The 17799-nt window shown below is 39.4% G+C and carries 19 protein-coding genes; 3 read left to right on the top strand and 16 right to left on the bottom strand.

From position 1 onward, the window contains the following. The first annotated feature begins 104 nt into the window (after positions 1-104). Positions 105-1337 (top strand): DEAD/DEAH box helicase, encoded by a 1233-nt coding sequence (locus ACYVHJ_RS10360; RefSeq protein WP_460514477.1) that lies wholly within the window; start codon positions 105-107, stop codon positions 1335-1337. 232 nt (positions 1338-1569) lie between these two features. Here ACYVHJ_RS10360 and ACYVHJ_RS10355 read toward each other — a convergent pair whose 3' ends face one another. The 14 genes from ACYVHJ_RS10355 to ACYVHJ_RS10290 form a co-directional block, all read right to left on the bottom strand. Beyond that, positions 1570-2244: an ABC transporter ATP-binding protein gene (locus tag ACYVHJ_RS10355; RefSeq protein ID WP_460514475.1), complete on the bottom strand. Its 675-nt coding sequence runs from the start codon at positions 2242-2244 to the stop codon at positions 1570-1572. Next, a complete protein-coding gene (modB, locus tag ACYVHJ_RS10350) occupies positions 2237-2911 on the bottom strand; it encodes a molybdate ABC transporter permease subunit (RefSeq protein WP_339903579.1) in 675 nt (224 codons plus the stop codon). The genes ACYVHJ_RS10355 and modB overlap by 8 nt, the downstream gene beginning before the upstream one ends. Continuing rightward, complete coding sequence (gene modA, locus ACYVHJ_RS10345; protein ID WP_460514472.1) at positions 2911-3681, bottom strand: molybdate ABC transporter substrate-binding protein; 771 nt, start codon at positions 3679-3681, stop codon at positions 2911-2913. The genes modB and modA overlap by 1 nt, the downstream gene beginning before the upstream one ends. A gap of 188 nt (positions 3682-3869) precedes the next feature. Then, complete coding sequence (locus tag ACYVHJ_RS10340) at positions 3870-4973, bottom strand: serine hydrolase domain-containing protein (RefSeq protein ID WP_460514470.1); 1104 nt, start codon at positions 4971-4973, stop codon at positions 3870-3872. Between the two features lie 31 nt (positions 4974-5004). Then, entirely contained in the window at positions 5005-5505 is a 501-nt protein-coding gene (locus ACYVHJ_RS10335; protein ID WP_460514468.1) for a MepB family protein, read from the bottom strand. Between the two features lie 495 nt (positions 5506-6000). Then, entirely contained in the window at positions 6001-7284 is a 1284-nt protein-coding gene (locus ACYVHJ_RS10330; RefSeq protein ID WP_460514466.1) for an alkaline phosphatase family protein, read from the bottom strand. 82 nt (positions 7285-7366) lie between these two features. After that, positions 7367-7993: a hypothetical protein gene (locus ACYVHJ_RS10325; RefSeq protein ID WP_460514464.1), complete on the bottom strand. Its 627-nt coding sequence runs from the start codon at positions 7991-7993 to the stop codon at positions 7367-7369. Between the two features lie 206 nt (positions 7994-8199). Next, positions 8200-9009 carry a DUF1206 domain-containing protein gene (locus tag ACYVHJ_RS10320; protein ID WP_460514462.1) on the bottom strand — a complete coding sequence of 270 codons (810 nt, stop codon included), beginning with the start codon at positions 9007-9009 and terminating at the stop codon, positions 8200-8202. A gap of 130 nt (positions 9010-9139) precedes the next feature. Further along, positions 9140-9799, bottom strand: a complete 660-nt coding sequence (locus ACYVHJ_RS10315; protein ID WP_460514460.1) for a DsbA family oxidoreductase — start codon at positions 9797-9799, stop codon at positions 9140-9142. Positions 9800-10057: 258 nt separating this feature from the next. Beyond that, a complete protein-coding gene (locus tag ACYVHJ_RS10310) occupies positions 10058-10624 on the bottom strand; it encodes a carboxymuconolactone decarboxylase family protein (RefSeq protein ID WP_460514458.1) in 567 nt (188 codons plus the stop codon). Between the two features lie 56 nt (positions 10625-10680). Further along, positions 10681-11244: a TetR/AcrR family transcriptional regulator gene (locus tag ACYVHJ_RS10305; RefSeq protein ID WP_339903124.1), complete on the bottom strand. Its 564-nt coding sequence runs from the start codon at positions 11242-11244 to the stop codon at positions 10681-10683. Between the two features lie 152 nt (positions 11245-11396). Continuing rightward, positions 11397-12356 (bottom strand): NAD-dependent epimerase/dehydratase family protein, encoded by a 960-nt coding sequence (locus tag ACYVHJ_RS10300; RefSeq protein ID WP_460514456.1) that lies wholly within the window; start codon positions 12354-12356, stop codon positions 11397-11399. Positions 12357-12566: 210 nt separating this feature from the next. Then, positions 12567-12968 carry a hypothetical protein gene (locus ACYVHJ_RS10295; protein ID WP_460514454.1) on the bottom strand — a complete coding sequence of 134 codons (402 nt, stop codon included), beginning with the start codon at positions 12966-12968 and terminating at the stop codon, positions 12567-12569. Continuing rightward, entirely contained in the window at positions 12965-13471 is a 507-nt protein-coding gene (locus ACYVHJ_RS10290; RefSeq protein ID WP_460514452.1) for a hypothetical protein, read from the bottom strand. The genes ACYVHJ_RS10295 and ACYVHJ_RS10290 overlap by 4 nt, the downstream gene beginning before the upstream one ends. A 186-nt stretch (positions 13472-13657) precedes the next feature. Between ACYVHJ_RS10290 and ACYVHJ_RS10285 the strand changes: the two genes are divergently transcribed. Next, complete coding sequence (locus ACYVHJ_RS10285) at positions 13658-14443, top strand: 3-keto-disaccharide hydrolase (RefSeq protein WP_460514450.1); 786 nt, start codon at positions 13658-13660, stop codon at positions 14441-14443. Next, a complete protein-coding gene (locus ACYVHJ_RS10280) occupies positions 14440-15792 on the top strand; it encodes a Gfo/Idh/MocA family oxidoreductase (protein WP_460514448.1) in 1353 nt (450 codons plus the stop codon). The genes ACYVHJ_RS10285 and ACYVHJ_RS10280 overlap by 4 nt, the downstream gene beginning before the upstream one ends. A gap of 204 nt (positions 15793-15996) precedes the next feature. Here ACYVHJ_RS10280 and ACYVHJ_RS10275 read toward each other — a convergent pair whose 3' ends face one another. Next, positions 15997-16869: an SDR family oxidoreductase gene (locus ACYVHJ_RS10275; protein WP_460514446.1), complete on the bottom strand. Its 873-nt coding sequence runs from the start codon at positions 16867-16869 to the stop codon at positions 15997-15999. 53 nt (positions 16870-16922) lie between these two features. Continuing rightward, positions 16923-17504, bottom strand: a complete 582-nt coding sequence (locus ACYVHJ_RS10270) for a Crp/Fnr family transcriptional regulator (protein ID WP_460514444.1) — start codon at positions 17502-17504, stop codon at positions 16923-16925. Positions 17505-17799 lie beyond the last annotated feature (295 nt).

Genomic DNA, 17799 nt, shown 5'->3' with positions numbered 1-17799 from the left:
ATAGGTTAATATCAGCCGGATAGGCAAAAATTTTAATTTGCACTACAACACATAATACGTGAGGTGCAAAGCACAGGCATACATTGCCGCATAAATGAAAAAGCATGACATTCGAACAATTAGATCTTATAACGCCAATCCTGAAGGCACTTCAGGAAAGAAATTACAAAGAACCAACAGCCATACAGGCCCAGGCCATCCCTAAAATACTGGCCAAGCGAGACATTCTGGGAAGTGCCCAAACAGGTACCGGAAAAACTGCGGCCTTCTCACTTCCTATCATTCAGTTACTTCACACAGAGAAAAACAATCATAAAGGTAAATTAGCCATCCAATCCTTGATAGTAACCCCAACCCGAGAATTGGCCATTCAAATTGATGAAAATATAGCCCATTATGGAAAATACACCAAGCTAAGACATGCTGTAATATTTGGAGGAGTCAAACAAGGGGCCCAAGTAAACGAACTTAGGCGAGGAGTGGATATCTTGGTGGCAACTCCGGGCAGATTACTAGACCTTATCAATCAGGGATTTATAAAATTGGATCAAATCAAAATCTTTGTCCTTGATGAGGCAGATCGTATGCTGGACATGGGCTTTATTAATGACATCAAAAAGTTACTGAAGTTATTGCCAAAAAAGCGCCAATCACTATTTTTCTCAGCTACTATGCCGGACAATATTGTTTCTTTGGCAGGAAAAATTCTTACGGACCCGATTAAAATCGAAGTTAACCCGGTTTCTTCTGCCGCAGAAACAGTCAAACAAAAGGTTTATTACACCAATAAAAGCTCAAAGAAGGACTTGCTTTTCCACATTTTGGAAAACAAAGAAATCGACCAGGTTTTGCTTTTCTCTAGAACCAAACATGGGGCAGACAAGATTACCCGAAACCTCAAAAGCAAAAACATTCAGGCTGCAGCCATTCATGGCAATAAAGCGCAAAATCACCGACAAAAAGTATTGACCCAGTTTAAAGATGGCGCGATTCGTGTTTTGGTGGCCACAGACATTGCCGCTCGAGGGATAGACATCGACAAATTACAATATGTAATCAACTACGATGTCCCTGAGGATCCGGAAACATATGTACACAGGATCGGAAGATCAGGAAGAGCAGGAGAGTCGGGGACCGCTATCTCTCTTTGTGAGCCGGAAGAAAATGCCTATGTTAAATTGATAGAAAAATTGATCAGTCAGAAGATCTCCACGGTGGACAATAACCCATTCCCCCAGACAGATAAACCAATGACGGCTTCAGAAAAAAAAGAATTTAACAAGGAAAAACAACGTAAAAAACAAGCTTTCTTTGCCAACAGAAAAAGGTCAAGATAAAAGCTTTGGCAAATAAAATCAATTCCACTGCCCTTTAACAGCAGTGGATTTTTTATTTGCCCTCTTAACTCGGATTATAGAATAGCTATCACATCATTTTTAGGGAAGCTTACTAAAGGCAGAAAGGCAGGTCTAAAACAATACAAATAGCGACTGATTTTGAAGGAGCTTTACCATGCATTAGAAGGTTTAACCTCCTTTCTTATTGGGACTACTTTCACGAAAGAAGAGACTATTCCTTAAAAAAATCTTCAGGGCGACCATCAAAACTGAAACCACCATTTTCTAGAACCAACACCCTTTGGGCCATCCGGGAAATCTCGGAAGCATCATGACTCACCAAAAGCGTGGTCAAGCCATATTCTTGGTGAAATTTAACAATATATTCCTGCAGGTTTTTCCGCATCTTCATATCTAATGCAGACAATGGCTCATCCAAAAGTAAGACCTTAGGCTTTCTCACCATGGCCCTTGCCAAAGCAATCCTCTGCTTCTGTCCTCCGGACAACTTCACTGGACTGTGATCAGCAAGCTGCTCCATTCCTATGCTTTGCAATAAGTCCATAACAAAACTTTTGTCTTGCCTTTTTTCCAAGGCAAACACCAGGTTCTCAAAAACTGTCATATTGGGAAAAATGGAATACTCCTGAAAAATCATCCCAATATTCCGCTTTTCGGCTTTTAAAAAAACCTTTTCTGTAGTGTTTACCCAAGCCTCCTGATCTACGGTCAACAGGCCCTCATCAGGCCGCATCAAGCCTGCAATCATGCGCAAAACACTAGATTTACCCACTCCTGAAGGCCCATATAGCCCTACTAGCTCGCCCTTTTGAATACGGCAAGAAAGATCCAAGGCTATTTTACCTTCTGCTCCCGACAGCGTTTTTTTAAGTAACAACTCAATCATAGGAGAGCAATCGATTTTTCCTATGATTGATTAGGTAAGTCATCAGAAGCACTGAAAAAGAAAAGGCTATTAATAGCAAACTGTATTGGTTGGCCATCTCATAGTTCATCCCCTCCACCTCATTATAAATGGCCACAGAAATCACTCTGGTTTCTTCAGGAATATTTCCGCCCACCATTAACACCACGCCAAACTCCCCAATAGTATGTGCAAATGTGAGTACCCCTGCTGTGATCAAAGCATTCTTCATATTGGGCAAAAGTATATGAAAAAGGGTCTGCCAAGAACTTTTTCCCATCGTTTTGGCTGCATCAAGCCAGGCGTTTGGAATACCGGAAAACCCGGATCGCAGCGGCTGAACCATAAATGGAAGACTGTAAATAATCGAAGCCAAAACCAAGCCGTGAAAGGTAAAGACCAAGCGCAAATCAAAATAATTTTCCAAGAATTGCCCCAGCTTATTCTCTGGACTAAAAGCCAATAGAAGGTAAAAGCCCAAGACCGTGGGTGGCAAAACCAGAGGCATACTGACCAAAGCCTCTACGACATATTTAACCTTATATTTACTATATGCCAACCAATATGCCAAAGGAATTCCTACCAGAAATAGCAGGCCGGTGGTCAAAGTGGCCAATTTTAAGGTCAATATAAAAGGTTCAAAATTCATTATTCTTCTTCTTGAACAAAGCCATAAGTTTTGAAAATTTCTCTAGCTGTCGGAGATTTTAAATAATCGAAAAACATAGCCGCCTCAGCATTGCCTTTGCCAAATTCCGTAATGATGGCTCCTTGGTGCAAAGGATTATGGCTCTTTGCAGGCAATAGATAATAGCCCTTACCATATTTTTTCATGGTAGGAGCAAGGGCGAGGGAAAGGGCTATTATGCCAACATCTGCCGCACCTGTAGACAAAAATTGGGCAGTTTGAGAGATGTTTTCACCCAAAACTATTTTGGAACGAATGCCATCATATAACTGATAAAATAGCAGACTTTCCTTAGCTCGCTTACCATAAGGAGCATGGTTTGGGTTGGCAATGGCTACCTTTTTTAAGTTCAAACGACTTAGCCCTTCCAAAGTGGATGCATCACAATCAAACTTTCTGCTCCAAAGTACCAACCTTCCTACACCATAAATATGAATGTCAGACCCACTAAGTCCCTTTTTGATCAGCAATTTGGGATATTCTACATCTGCAGACATGTACAAATGGAAAGGTGCCCGGTTGGAAAGCTGCTCATATAGTTTACCCGAAGAGCCATAAATCGGCACCACCTCTTTACCCATGTCTTTAGTATAAACTTCAATGATATCGTCCAAAGCAAATTTTAAGTCCGAAGCAGCAGCCACACGAATGGATTGCTGGGCATGTAGGGAGTGAAAGCCTATTAAATAAAACAGCGTAAAAATTGCAAGATAAGGGTAGACACTCTTCATTGTACTGGTTTGGCAAAAGCGTTGTTTTGGGTCTGATTTGGCTTAGTTTCTAATTCATTTAAAGATAGATTGAATGCCCTTCTTTTCCAATTCAAGCCTATTTTTCCTTTTAATTTCTCTTACTCTGAAAGGGAATTTACAAAGGTAAGCATTTAAACCCAAAGCCAACCAACCGTGAGATTACAAGGTCAATTCCCTATCACAAGATTTAGCTTTCCCCACATCTCATCATGAAAGATTATCGGCACCAGGGCCTCATTAGGGGCTTCTCCCATCCTCACCACAACCAGCTTTTGCTCAGGCACTACCTCTACAAACTGACCATTTTTACCCATTCCTGCAAACAGATCATCCGGAGCATGATCTGACAAACTCTTATTAAAAGAGCTGGCAAGCGCCGGGAAAATGATCTTACTTTTGCCATTTAGCCACCATAAATAACCATAAGAAGGATTGAGTTCTTGGGAACTATTGACCATTTGTTGGTAATATTCCTCCGAATAAACTGCTTGATTATCTTCCCAAATGCCTTTGTTTAAGGTAAGCAAGCCAAATCTGGCCATGTCCCTAGCGGTACTCCAATACACATTGTTATATCCTAAAGGAACCCACCTTCCATCCATGCCGGTGATAGATTCTATTTTCTGATCAGTAAAACTATTGTAGCCCATACCCGAAGCATTGCTGATCACGCTTTCCAATAAGGTATAAGCAGCATTGTGATAGTACCATTGTGTTCCGGCATCTGTTCTATACTCCAAGCAAGAAGGTGCCGTACAATCCAAATCCGAAACCTCATAATCCAAACCCGTGCTCATGGTCAGCTGATGCTTTATCGTGATTAAATCTTCCTTTTCTTGATTCAAAGAAGTCCAGCCCTTGCCCAAATAATCAGAGGTTTTATCATTAATTGACAATAACCCTTCTATATCTGCTGTACCAACAAGCGTAGCGGTCAATGTCTTACCCGCAGATGCCCAATACCACATACTCCTTTCATCAAATGCTGCCGTGTTTAAAATATTGTTACCCCAGTATTTTTCAACGACAATTTTGCCATCCTTAAGGACAATAAATGCCCTGGTTTTATTGTCCTCCAAATAGGTGTACAGGTTTTCTAATGCCAAATCATCCCAGCCTAGGGTATTAATTGGAATTGATTCCCAGAAATCTGTTTCGGCGGGCGGAAAATACAATTCATTTTCTTGATCCTCCGGAAGAACATTCTTTTCACCACAGGATAAAAATAATCCTGCCACTAAACCAACTATTAAAATATATTGCTTCTTCATCTGTATCACAATTTCTGGAAGAGAAAAAAGCTTAAAGCCCTACCAATTCATACATCTTTTTAACCTTATCAAGGTCAATTTCAGCACTTATTTCGAAAAAATAATTCAATTGCCATTTTTGACTTTTCCTTGCTTGTGCATTCAAAATTGTTTCCCACTCAGGATAAACTCTAAACGCCCTTTTCCCTTCCTTTTCATGGGTACTTAGCAAGCCATATTTAGCCATTGCTGTTTTAGGGAAAACAAATTGTCCCAATCGACCGGCTGAGCAAATGTTAACAATTAATAATTCAAAAGGGTCCGCTAGAGTAAATGGAGCTATTGGCCCATCTCCATCTCGCTTCCAAATGGTAACAAATTGCCCGGATTTCTTTGGCGTAATTTTGGCTTGTCTGCAAATCACGGCTTTTCCATTCAATTTAAATTGACAAGCATGATAGGCCTTGGACTCGCTTTCCCACGCAAAGTCGCTTATATCAAGCCCACATTGTTCATATACATCTTGTTTTACCAGCTTGAGGATTTTATTCATCTACCTTACTTTACAATAGCCCTTTTATTACTTGCTGAAATCGCTTCAAAATTAGCCGTAAGTTGCTGATTTCAATTTCACCATAGCGATGTTAAACTAAAATCTCGAAACAGCGCATTTTTCTAACAATTTCAACCCTCTCTGAGAAAGTTTAGGAAATCCTTTTCTTCAATCCGATTTGAAAAAGCTGTCCAAATTATTCTACAGTAAATCTAACCAATACTTCCTTATCAAATAATATATTCGAAGACCAATTTAATTCACCATCACAAGTAGGGTTTTCAAAACGATAGAAATATAGCCTGTGTTGGGGCAAATTTGTGAATACTTTTCATCATCGAAAGATTTAATCATTAAGAAACCATTGAAAACAAATAGAGGTTTGTGATGATTAATTAGACGGAAAAAATTCTAAAGTCCTAAAACGCCTTATTCTCCATGAGTATTAAATGAATAAAATTTTTGAATCAGGAAGGCTCTATTAATAGTTCCCAATTATTTCAAAACACTTTTAATTACCTTCAAATCCCCATCTATATCCTTTGGAATTGGTAAGCCTAAGACCTCACACATCAAAGGAAAAACATGGACAATACCCAAGGGAGCTAGGGTGTAGGCTGATTTAAAAGCAGGCCCCTTGGCATAAAAAATGCCATGCATTGCCTTGTTTTTTGGCTCAAAACCATGCACACCAATGGCTTTAATATTGTGTTTGATCATCAACTCTTTCTTTTTACCGGGTAAAAAATAATAGCCGTAGTCCGGTATTAACTGGATCGCACCCCAATCTTTGCTCTTTGGTCTATTAACAAATCCCGGAATATCTTCCGGCGTATATACCTCAAAATGATCCCTTCTTTGCTTAAACGAATGAATCAATGCCTCTGTATTGACACCTTGGTGTGGGTAGATGTTAACCATCGCTCCATTGTCTACTGCCCGGTACAAACTGTCATTTTTAATAGAACCTATGGGAATGATATTGGAAGCAGGAAGGTCTACCATGCCATGGTCAGAAACAATCACTATATTTACAGGAAGTCCAGTTTCAGCCACTCCTTTAAAAAGTTGTCCTAAATGGTTGTCCAATGCATAGAGGGCCTCTTTTATTTTCTCCTCATTCCCCGGACCATAATCATGACCTGCCTTGTCCATGTCTTCAAAATACATGGAAATTAAATGAGGCCTTTTTTCTTCAGGCATTTTCAGCCAGTCAAGGGCTTGAGCTATCCGCTCCTCATTTTTTACTTTGGAATCATAGGAATGATAATAGGTTGGATGTATTCCTTGAATATCGGCTTCTGAGCCTACAAAAAAATAACTAGCGGTTACCATATTGGCCTTATTGGCTTCCTGCCAAATTGGAGAACCTTTATAAAACCTGCCATCAGTAGCCGTTTCTACATTTTTATAATCATACAGCTTTTCTTGTTCATGACTATAAAACGAATTTCCCAAGATCCCATGGTTGTCAGGATACATTCCGGTAACTATGGAATAATGGTTTGGAAAAGTCTTGGTCGGATAAGCGGGAATTAAAGCTTCCGAACGAACACCTTCTTTAACAAAAGCATCTAAGTTTGGAGGCTTGTATTTCTGCAAATAATCCCATCTAAACCCATCCAATGATATTAATAATAAATAAGGCTTTTTCAGAGAAGTTTTAGAATTGACAGTCGTAGCAGTTTGTAAAGAACCATGCATTTTCCGACTACAGGAAAAGATACTTGCCATTCCTATTATCAGTATCAAGAAACCACCAATAACTCCCTTTTTCATAAATACTAAAATATGGATTATGCTATTTTGGACAAATGTATGAGATTTTAGTTTTATATAAACCGGCAGCAATTATTCATTCTTACTCCTTAACTTTTTTAAAGATATATCCCGAAGGGCTCTTGGTATAGGCAATGCCACGTCTTTTGGTAATTATTTCCTCCCGTGTTGGTATTACTCCGCTCTTTGGAATCAGGTAATCGCTCAGTTTATTTTCTAAAATGGAAAATTTATCATCCGCTAGTCTTCTATAAACAGCAGTCAATTGATAAGAAGGGTCTAATGAAGCAAGGCTTGCATCCCCATGTGAATTGTTACATACCAATAGACCTCCAATTTTTAGATAAGACTTGACTGCTTGCCCTACAAAGCCTGCATATTGAGAGATCACCAAATCAAAATCTTTGGCAAGCCCATCAAAACTTTGCTCATAATCTTGTTGATAAAAATGGAATATTGCCTCTTCTTTATACCTTTTATTGGCTGAAACAAAAGCCAAGGTTTCCGGATCTTCAAAAAACTTGAAAGTATTTTTAAAGGAATCTGCATAAATCACCTCAGAAAATACCAAAGAGGGTGTAATATGTACATGTGAACCGGGGTAGAATACCTTATCAATCGAATATTTCTCGTTTAAAGCAACAAAAAGACCGATGGACGTATGCCCTTTGTCAACATGAAACTTTTTATATAGGTTGGGAATAACCATTGGTTTTTAACTTATGAATGGAAGTGAAACATGCCCCGCATATTACCACTGATTACCATTACTAAGCTAGAGGGATTTTAGCAAAATTAAAAACACAATATTGATTTAAGAAAAGTAGCGAGGCCTAACTATCCCATTTAGCTTCGCCGAAATAGCACTTTTACAAAAGTGAACCAACAAGTTGTATCATTTCAAAAATTTAATAATTAAAAATCCATTTTATGTTGGCTTGCTTTAAAAATCAGAAATAGGCCGAAGGCTAACATTCCTAAGGCAATCACTCCTAAAACAACCCCTCCAAATTCATTTTGGATAAAATTAAAAGCATCTTTTGTTCCTCCCGATTTCGAGGCATCATAGGTAATGGCAGCTCTTACAGTGAGGTAGGCTATTACGCCCACAACTATTCCTCTAGAGGTATAGCCGACACGACCGGAACTAATCATTAATTGCTGGGCTCTGTCATTCATTCCTGATTCTTTGACCTTGTCTTTAAATTTACCTGAGAAGGCAATAAAAATCTGTATGATGGCTCTTATTAAGAAAATTAATGCCACCGAAGCAACGATCCACCGCCCATATTCCTGTGATAAAAGCTGCTGAATCATTGACTCTTTCCCTCCTCCACTGCCACCGCTTCCGCCGCCAATCAACAACTGAAGGGCATTAAAAATGATAAAAAGGTAAAAAATACCACTGGAAAAATATCCCAACCTGTACATTATACCTTTGGAATCGTTTCCCTTATCCTCAGTATCTTTAAAGGTTTGATACATTCTCCAAAAAACATAACCTGCCAAGCCCAACACCACAAGCCAAAGTAAAACTTGCCCAAAGGGTTGATCAATTACGAACTTTAGGGCACCATTGCTTCCGGTTTTTTTACCTCCCCTTCCAAAAGCTTCCCATGCTGTTAGCCCTCCAATTAAAAGATAAACAACTCCTTTGGTACCTATTCCAAGACGGGCAATTTTTTTCTTTTTCTGCTTGCTCGGATTCAAATCTGATTTTTCCATATATGGGTTGGTTTATCACAAAAAATTCAAATTTGATGCCAAAGAATATTGATCCCCAATTATTTATAAAAAACCTCCAATTTCAATTGGTTTTGGACCGGATTGAATTGGAGGTAGATAACCCAATGTTTTATTGTTCCTGGTGAGTACTAGTCATTATATCTGTCAATACCTTCTTGAATACCTCAACTGGTTGGGCTCCCGTCAAAGCACTTTGCTTGTTAAAAACAATGGTTGGAACAGACCTGACACCCGCATTTTGCCAATATTCTTCCTTGCTTTTTACTTTCTTTCGAGCTTCTACATCCTCTAATCTGGCCAAAGCCTCGGAGGCATTAAAGCCAACATCCAGCAAGGCTTCCTTTAAGACTTCCCTGTCGGAAACATCTTTTCGCTCACTGAAAAAAGCAGTGGTCAAACGCATCGTTAATTCTGTTTGTTTGCCAAACTCCTCGGCATACTCCAATAAGACATGGGCTTCAAAGGTATTGGACATGCGCATTCCTTCAAAATAATCGAACTTAAATCCCAACTCATCTCCGGCCTCTGTCATCATTTCCTGAGACTCCTTTTGTTGTTCTAGCGTACTGCCATATTTTTCGGCAATGTGCTCATGAAGATCCTGCCCTTCGGCAGGCATATTGGGGTTCAACTCAAAAGGCTGCCAAGTTATGTCCACCTTATCCTCAATGCCAAGTTCACTTATGGCCTTCTCCATACGTTTGTAACCTATGGTGCACCATGGACAAACCACATCCGAAACAATATCTATTTTCAATTTTTCTTTCATCCCTTTACTCCTTTTTTGTCAATGGCTTACAATCTTACACAAACATATAATATAAGCAGTTTGTTTTGTTCAAGGCAATTAGTCCATTATCAGTCTCTCAGATCCAATTTTCTCAGGAAATCACCCAAAGTTGGAATGAATACTCCATTTATGGATCGGAATTTACCGGTTAAATGGGAATAAACTACCTTTCGAAATTAAAGTGAAAGGTAGGTATCAATCGTTTATTTATCGCTAATGTATAAAAGCCTACAGACTTTACACACCTTCAGCATTTTCCTTCTCCCAAGCAAACTTTTGAAAAGGCGCATCTACAGGTGTATTGGCAATATGATTGGTATAGTTACTGATTACTTTTTGTGACAAGCCCAAAATAATCTCCAACACTTGTCTTTCACCATATCCGGCTGCATAAAAGGCTTGCAAATCTTCTGAGTTTACATGTCCTCGGTTACGAACGATCGTTAAGGTCATGTTCCGCAAGGCCTCCAATTTGGGATTTTCCAAAGGAGTCTCATTGCGCAAAGCATCTGTAATGTCATCATCTACCTTCATCATTTTGGCAATACCTGTATGGGCAGGCACACAATAATGACAAGCATGTTCCACATTGATTGTTTGCCAAACGACAGTTAATTCTTCTTTATCAAATGAAGAGTTAGTAAACAATTTATGGATCGTCTGGTAAGCCTCAAGTAATCCCGGAGCTCCTGCCAATACGCCATGCAAACCGGGAATCATTCCATTTGCCTTGTTCGATTGTTCCAATAGTTCTTTGCTACCTTCCGGAGCGGTTTCGATGTTGTGAATTTTTAAAGTTGTCATATTATTCATTTTAAATTATTTCTAAATGATTGTTTAGATTTAGTGTAAAAAAAAGGTCAAATGCTGCTGAAGGTCATTTCAATATAGTCTTCGATCTCTTCCCGACTATTGACTCTACTCGCAGCAGCCAAACCATGTTTGGCAATGACCAGAAAATTGGCTTGTTTCAAAAGAAGGCTATCCTCTTTTTTAGAGCCTATCCTAAGTTTTTCCAAGAAAAGCAATTTCAAATTGTCCATAAAAGACTTTACCTGGGTTTTAATTTCAGGATCATCACTTTCAGAAAATTCATTGTAGGTATTTGTCAATAAACAACCTTTCTCATTTCCTTCCACAGCACATATGGCTACGGAATCATAAAAAAACTGTTTAATGTCTTCTACCCCATTGCTGGCTTTCTTGAATTTTTCAAACATGGCAGCTACTTTTGATTGGTAACAATTGAGGCTTTCAAGAAAAACGCCACGTTTGCTACCAAAACTCGAATAAATAGAGAATTTATTGATGCCCATTTCTTTTTCAAGCATTTGCATAGAAGTCCTTTCATAGCCATTGCGCCAAAACAAACGCATTGCTTTATCGATGACCTCTTCTTCCCTATATTCTTTTTTCCTTGCCATTGTCTGAACTACAATACAAACCTAACCGATCGTTTTGATTAAAGCAAGCTTTTCTTTAATTTATATTTATTCAGCCAATTAAGGAGGTGTATTCCCGTGTAAACCGAAGATTTCTGATAAAACTTAGAAAATAGATTTTACCTTAATAAAGGTCAAGATTTGGTAACAATTCCTTTTTGCTCAAAATAGTAGCTTACAGCCTCGTAAACAGCTTCAAGGGAACTGTATCGAGGTTGATACCCCAATAAATCCTTTGCTTTCGAAATGCTTCCACAGGGGCTGTGGGCAATGTGATCCCATGTAAACTCCTTATCGGTATTGCTCACGGTCTTTTCCCAACTTTCCCAGGGGAGAAATTGTAAATTGGCCTCTTTTCCAAACTTTGCAGCCATGGCTTCAGCAAATCCTCGCAAGGTCAGGGCTTGTTCGGAGACCACATGAAAACTTTCTCCAATGCCATAATCTCTATTTTCAATAGACTTAATGAAAGCTTGTGCGACATCAGCTGCATGTACATGGTGCACCGTTTCCATGCCAAAATTAGGTAATTGCACCTCTTCTCCTGTGGCCAGACGAACAAATACTTCGGGATTAAAATTACCTGCAGGATTTACAGGAAGCCAACCCGGCCCCACAATATGACCGGGATGTAAAATGGTAACCGGAAATCCATTTTCCTGATGAAAAGCATGGAGATAGGCTTCAATTTTGGCTTTATCTATACCATATTCACCAAATGGTTTGCGTGTTTGCTCTTCGGTGGTTGGTACTTGCTCACTGTGCCCGTGTACCCACATGCTACCACAATGGAGAAAATGCTTGATCTTTCCGTTCAAGGCTTCAGCCAATTTCCGTGCACTTTCTTCTGTAAAGCAAATTAAATCAATTACGATTTCCCCTTTTAGTGCTACTATTTGCGTACAAAAGGTGCCGGATTCTTCAGCTTTTTCCCGATCAATGGCTACATGTTCCACTGATTTCCATGCCGGGTGTTGGTTGTATGGATTACTTTGTTGCCTACTTACACAAACTACACTGTGGCCTGCCTCCACGAGTTTAGGAACCAAATAGGTCCCAATATGACCTGTACCTCCTATAATTATTACTCTCATTTGGTGCTATTCAATTTTAGATAAGACATAGACTCGCACCTATGCCAAAAAGAAATACCCTGCAATCGCGCAACAGGCCATGGCTGAGCCCATGTTTTGAAAGAAAAATGCCAATAATTAGCAACATTTCTACTTTGGTCTCAATAGGGTTCAATAAAAATAACGCAATTTATCAATGGTTAAAACCACTATTGGTCTCGTTAATAAAAATTATTGGTATTGCGGCCAAGCCCTATAAGCAAGCACCCCTCCACTAAGCAACAATAAAACTTGCAAGAACAAACTTGGTGCTGTTTCTAAATGCCTCCCAATGACGAAAAGTAAAAATACCATGGAAAAGAAGGCCAATAAGCCGGTAACTTCTTTTTCCTTTTCACCGACCTTCCTGTTGTAAAAAATCTTAGCTACCAAGCCTCCATACAGAAAGGTAAACCATATCAAGCGATGCCTGAGTTGTTTGACCACTAGGCTAAAAGTGGGAAAATCTTTCCCTTCCAGCATCACCAACACGATATCAATGACTACCATCAAGGCTAGCAATACCGCCACCACGATTTTAATGGTACGGATTTCTGACAGGTGCTTTTTTAAAAACTTTTTTAGCTTGCTCATGGGCTGACTATATAGTTCATGGACCAAAAAAAGTGACCGTATAAAAGGCCTGCTATTAAAATAGCCGTAAGAAAGGATTTGGTTTTTTCAAAGGGAACTTTGAAACCTATGATAACCATAATAATTGTCAAGCCAAACAGGATCAAGACGGGAAATATTCCGTTAGCCATTTTAAAAGCAGCATCGGTGGTGCCCAGAAAAAGGTGTCCGGCAATTGCTCCCAGGGCAAAAGGAATAAAAAAAGACTTACCCTTGGACCATTCCAGCAAGAGCACATTGGAAGTATCGTCCTCAACATCATTAAGAATAAGCATGATTTCAATAATGAAATAGGCAAGCGCCAAGCCTATCATTATATTGACAACTATGGTATAGCCTGTACTTTCCATCATCTCTTGAAAAAACTTAGCATAATTTAAGAATTTTTTACCCAAAATAAAATACCCAAACAAATTATTTACACCAAATTGCATATGGGTAACACCCGCCAATTGGCTGTTCAACCCATTGTAATTCTAAATGACTTACTTTAAGTGAAATTAATTTAAACCGAGAATCTGGGCTTAAAATATTCACCTAAATTCTACGAGTGAGCAAGATTGAGGCAAAAATCACTGGTACAGAAAATCAAATTTTGCTGAAGCAGACAATTCGAATTATATTTATAGCTGAAAATTTAAATCTATAATATGAAACAAATCATTTATTCCTTACTTGCTTTGGTAGCACTCAATGCTTGCAGCAGCAATACCAAGACGGAAAATAGTACTGAAGTCCAAGAAAAAGACGACTGGATAATTCTTTTTGACGGAACGACAACTGAGGGCTGGAGAGCCTATAATGGCGATGAACTCCCTCCAGGCTGGGTAATAAAAGACGGAGAACTAACCTACGACACCGAAATGGGTTTAGAACAAGATTATACTGGAGGTAAAGACATTATTTACGGTGCGGAAGAGTTTGAAAACTTTGAATTGTACTTGGAATGGAAATTACCTAAAGGTGGCAACAGTGGCATATTCTATCACATTCCTGAGGTAAAAGAAAGTTCTGGACCTTCAGGATTGGCTCCTGAATACCAACTTATTGATGATGAAAATTATGCTTCCATACATGATCTGACTGCTTACAATAAAAAAATGGGTGAAACCGAAAATTTGGACCAATTGCAAGATTGGCAAAAAACTGCCTCTGATTATGCAATGTATCCTGCCGATCAATCTAAAGTAGATTTAAATCCTGTAGGTGAGTGGAACAGCTCCAAAATAGTTTATACCCCAGAAAAAGTAGAATATTGGCTAAACGGTAAAGTTGTGGTTTCATTTGTTCCCGGGTCTGAAGATTGGGAAACAAGGAAAAACTCCGGCAAATGGAGCGGTGCACCTGATTACGCGAAAGCCAAAAAAGGATATATCGGCCTTCAAGATCACGCAAGTCCGATATGGTTTAGAAATATTAAAATCAAAAAATTATGAATCAAAAATTAATAAATAGAAGAGACCTATTGAAAGGTGGGGCTACTGTGGCCATTGCATCCATGCTTCCTTCTTGGGCCTGGGCATCAAGCGAAAATGGTCGATTAAGAACCGCACACGTTGGTTTAGGTGGTATGGGAAAAGCCGATCTTAAGGCAATTTCTTCCCACGAAAAAGTAGACGTGGTGGCCCTTTGTGACGTTGATTCAAAGATGCTTGAACCCCTAAAAAAGGAATTCCCTAAGGCCAAACTTTATTCGGATTACAGGGTAATGATGAAAGAAATGGCAGACGGTATCGATGCGGTTGTAGTCTCCACTCCGGATCATACACATGCTCCTGCCTCTATGATGGCCATGGATTATGACAAACCTGTTTATTGTCAAAAACCCCTTACCCACCATGTCTCTGAAGCGAGAGCCATGAATAAGAAGGCAGCAGAAAAGAACTTGGTAACTCAAATGGGTATTCAAGTGCACTCTTTCTATGATTACAAATTGGCTACATTGCTTATACAATCAGGCATAATTGGCAAGGTGAAGGAAGTAAGGGCCTGGTCACCCAAAAACTGGGGGACTGATGATCCCAAGCCCCAAGGATCTGATCCGGTTCCTGAAAACCTAGACTGGAACCTTTGGTTAGGAACTGCGGCAGATAGGCCCTATAAAGAAGGGCTGTATCATCCCGGAAACTGGCGTAAAGTCCTGGACTTTGGCTGTGGAACCCTAGGTGATATGGGCGTTCATATTTTTGATACGCCTTACAATGCCTTGGAACTGGATGTACCAAAAACCATCAAAAACAAGTGCAGAAAACCCACAGGATTTGGCTTCCCGGAAGAAAACACTGTAACCTATCAATTTCCCGGGACGAAATACACCACTGATAAATTCAAATGGGTATGGTATGATGGTGTAAACGCACCTAAAAAAAGCAAAAAACTTAAGCTACCCAACAATGAAGAGCTGCCGGACCAAGGGGCCATGTTTATTGGTGAGGAAGGCAACCTTTTGCTACCTCACTTTATGCAATTGCCCAAACATATAGTGAAAGGCAAATACCAGGAACTAGACCTTACTGAACTCAAAAAGTCCGGAAAAATTGGTGAAGTGTTTAGGGACTATGAAGTGGAAGGCAAACGTCACTACCACCAATTTGTGGATGCATGTCTAGGAAAAGACGAGTGTTCTGCTCCTTTCTCTTACGCTTCCAGATTAACGGAAACAATACTATTGGGCGTAATTGCAGGAAGATTTCCAAATAAAACCTTGCATTGGGACAGTGCCTTGGCGCGTTTTGAAGAAGACGAAGCCAATCAATATTTAGATGGCAGTTACAGGACCTTTTAAAAAATAACAAGAAGCTGTTTGAATAAATTATTTTGCCTACCGGCGAGCAATTGATAGAGTACCACAGATTACCTAAACCAAAGTTTTCCTTCGGTTTATTAATGTTTTACGAATGTGGAATCGAAAAAGTATCAAATTGGATATAAAGTCGGTGGAATATTAAATAGACTCATTCAAACAGCTTCTACTTTTATATTTGGTGTTTTAATGCTTGTTCTTTTTCATTTTTTCCACTTCTATTTTAAAGAAGTCCCCAAGCTTATGGTTTCCATAAGAATCAGCAATATTATCGAAAGCCATGGCTGTCATAAAAAATTCAACAGGTCCATAGGTTTTGGATGAAGTGAATGTTCTTAAAAGCCAAATCGTAAACCGCCTGGTCCAGTCCGGGAGATGAATTATTTTAATTGGCTTTTGCCAAGCTTTCAATGCCAAAGCTGCCAGGTCATTTTGGCTTAAAATATCCGGTCCACCTACGGTTGCCTCCTTAGTCCCTAACTTCATTTGATCCACGCAGACTTTGGCCAAATCCTCACCATGTATGGGGTTTAAGCGTTTAAGTCCATCACCAAATAAATAAACCCTCCCAGCTTTGGCCATGCTTAAAAAATCTTTCATATCGGAGAAAAATCCATTGGGCCGAAGGATGCAATATTGCAAACCGGATTTTTTCAATTCATCCACAAAACGCTCTTTGGCTTCAAAAATTTTAAGCTGTCTTAACTTGTCTCCATTAATGGCTGAAATGTACTGAAAGGCCTCTACCTTTTCCTTTATCGCTTCCTTCAAAAGGTTTGAATTGCCTTGGTAGTCAACATCCATATACCGCATCCCCTCTTTTTGCCGGGTGATGCCAATGCTAGAAAAAACCCAATCGATACCTTTTGTTATTCCTTTAATTGAATCGGGATCGGTGACCTGACCTACAAAAAAATCATCCACTTCTTTAAATAGACTTTTTTGTGTCTCTTTTCTGATCAATACCCTGACCCAGTAGCCTCTCTTCTTTAGCTCCTTTACTAGAAATTGGCCCAAATATCCGGTGGCTCCAGCCACTAATACTTTCTTTGCGTTCATCTTTTTTTATTTACAAAGAAAGCCGTCTTCTGCCTCATGGCTCTTGACGATCGTCAAGAAATTCGCTTATTGAATACACGGGTTTTGATTCTGCTTAAAGTTTCCGGTGAAACGCCTAGAAAAGAGGCAATGTATTGCTGTGGAACGCGCTGAAATAATTCTCCTTGGGTATTCAACAAGTCAACATACCGTTCTTCTGCTGATTTGGTCACAAAGGAAGCAATTACTCTCTGACAGGTGATCAGCTCATTCTCTGTGGCAATTCTAGCAATAACCTCAAACTTGGGCGCTAGTTCTAATAGGCGGTTAATTCTTGATTTCCCAAACACAAATATTTCGGTATTCTCTATGGCTTGATAATTCTCTATGGCCGGTATATTGAAAGTATAGCTCTCTCCGGCACAAATAAATTGCCCCTCGGTGTAAAAAAAAGCGGTTTTGTCGTTCCCATCCACATTATAAAAAAGCCTTACGCATCCTTTGGTCACAAAGAATATATCGTTGGCAATTTTACCTTCTGTAAAAATCATTTCATTCTTCCGGAAGGTTTTCTTATCTACAGCCTCCCGAAGCAGGTCAATTTCATCCTTATTCAGCGAGGTGTAAAGCTGAATATTTTCAATCAGTTTTTCCATTCAATTGGGATAATTTAATTTTAGAATTTCAGCCCATTGGACTTGCCGGTTCCCTTTTTCTCCAAGCACAATAAAAATCTAAAATACTGGTTTTCTTATGGATTGGTATAAAAAATCACCCAAAATAAGTTTGTAAACGCTAGAATTGCCTACTTCCGGAAAAAACCAATCACCTCAAAAGTCAATATAGCCTCATTCCTAGCGGGGGCCACCAGCCAACTGGTTTAATAAAATCAGAAAGCAAAATAAAAAGCCCCAGCTAGCTTAATGGGACAGGTATGTCCAAAAGGGAAAA

The organism is Cyclobacterium sediminis, from assembly GCF_054781075.1.
The sequence above is the reverse complement of the archived record's forward strand: the minus strand, read 5'-3'. Positions and strand labels throughout refer to the sequence as shown.

Bases quoted from the DNA above. Each gene is read 5' to 3' on its own strand.
- ACYVHJ_RS10360 (WP_460514477.1), top strand. From the start codon at position 105: ATGACATTCGAACAATTAGATCTTATAACGCCAATCCTGAAGGCACTT.
- ACYVHJ_RS10355 (WP_460514475.1), bottom strand. From the start codon at position 2,244: ATGATTGAGTTGTTACTTAAAAAAACGCTGTCGGGAGCAGAAGGTAAA.
- modB (WP_339903579.1), bottom strand. From the start codon at position 2,911: ATGAATTTTGAACCTTTTATATTGACCTTAAAATTGGCCACTTTGACC.
- modA (WP_460514472.1), bottom strand. From the start codon at position 3,681: ATGAAGAGTGTCTACCCTTATCTTGCAATTTTTACGCTGTTTTATTTA.
- ACYVHJ_RS10340 (WP_460514470.1), bottom strand. From the start codon at position 4,973: ATGAAGAAGCAATATATTTTAATAGTTGGTTTAGTGGCAGGATTATTT.
- ACYVHJ_RS10335 (WP_460514468.1), bottom strand. From the start codon at position 5,505: ATGAATAAAATCCTCAAGCTGGTAAAACAAGATGTATATGAACAATGT.
- ACYVHJ_RS10330 (WP_460514466.1), bottom strand. From the start codon at position 7,284: ATGAAAAAGGGAGTTATTGGTGGTTTCTTGATACTGATAATAGGAATG.
- ACYVHJ_RS10325 (WP_460514464.1), bottom strand. From the start codon at position 7,993: ATGGTTATTCCCAACCTATATAAAAAGTTTCATGTTGACAAAGGGCAT.
- ACYVHJ_RS10320 (WP_460514462.1), bottom strand. From the start codon at position 9,009: ATGGAAAAATCAGATTTGAATCCGAGCAAGCAGAAAAAGAAAAAAATT.
- ACYVHJ_RS10315 (WP_460514460.1), bottom strand. From the start codon at position 9,799: ATGAAAGAAAAATTGAAAATAGATATTGTTTCGGATGTGGTTTGTCCA.
- ACYVHJ_RS10310 (WP_460514458.1), bottom strand. From the start codon at position 10,624: ATGACAACTTTAAAAATTCACAACATCGAAACCGCTCCGGAAGGTAGC.
- ACYVHJ_RS10305 (WP_339903124.1), bottom strand. From the start codon at position 11,244: ATGGCAAGGAAAAAAGAATATAGGGAAGAAGAGGTCATCGATAAAGCA.
- ACYVHJ_RS10300 (WP_460514456.1), bottom strand. From the start codon at position 12,356: ATGAGAGTAATAATTATAGGAGGTACAGGTCATATTGGGACCTATTTG.
- ACYVHJ_RS10295 (WP_460514454.1), bottom strand. From the start codon at position 12,968: ATGAGCAAGCTAAAAAAGTTTTTAAAAAAGCACCTGTCAGAAATCCGT.
- ACYVHJ_RS10285 (WP_460514450.1), top strand. From the start codon at position 13,658: ATGAAACAAATCATTTATTCCTTACTTGCTTTGGTAGCACTCAATGCT.
- ACYVHJ_RS10280 (WP_460514448.1), top strand. From the start codon at position 14,440: ATGAATCAAAAATTAATAAATAGAAGAGACCTATTGAAAGGTGGGGCT.
- ACYVHJ_RS10275 (WP_460514446.1), bottom strand. From the start codon at position 16,869: ATGAACGCAAAGAAAGTATTAGTGGCTGGAGCCACCGGATATTTGGGC.
- ACYVHJ_RS10270 (WP_460514444.1), bottom strand. From the start codon at position 17,504: ATGGAAAAACTGATTGAAAATATTCAGCTTTACACCTCGCTGAATAAG.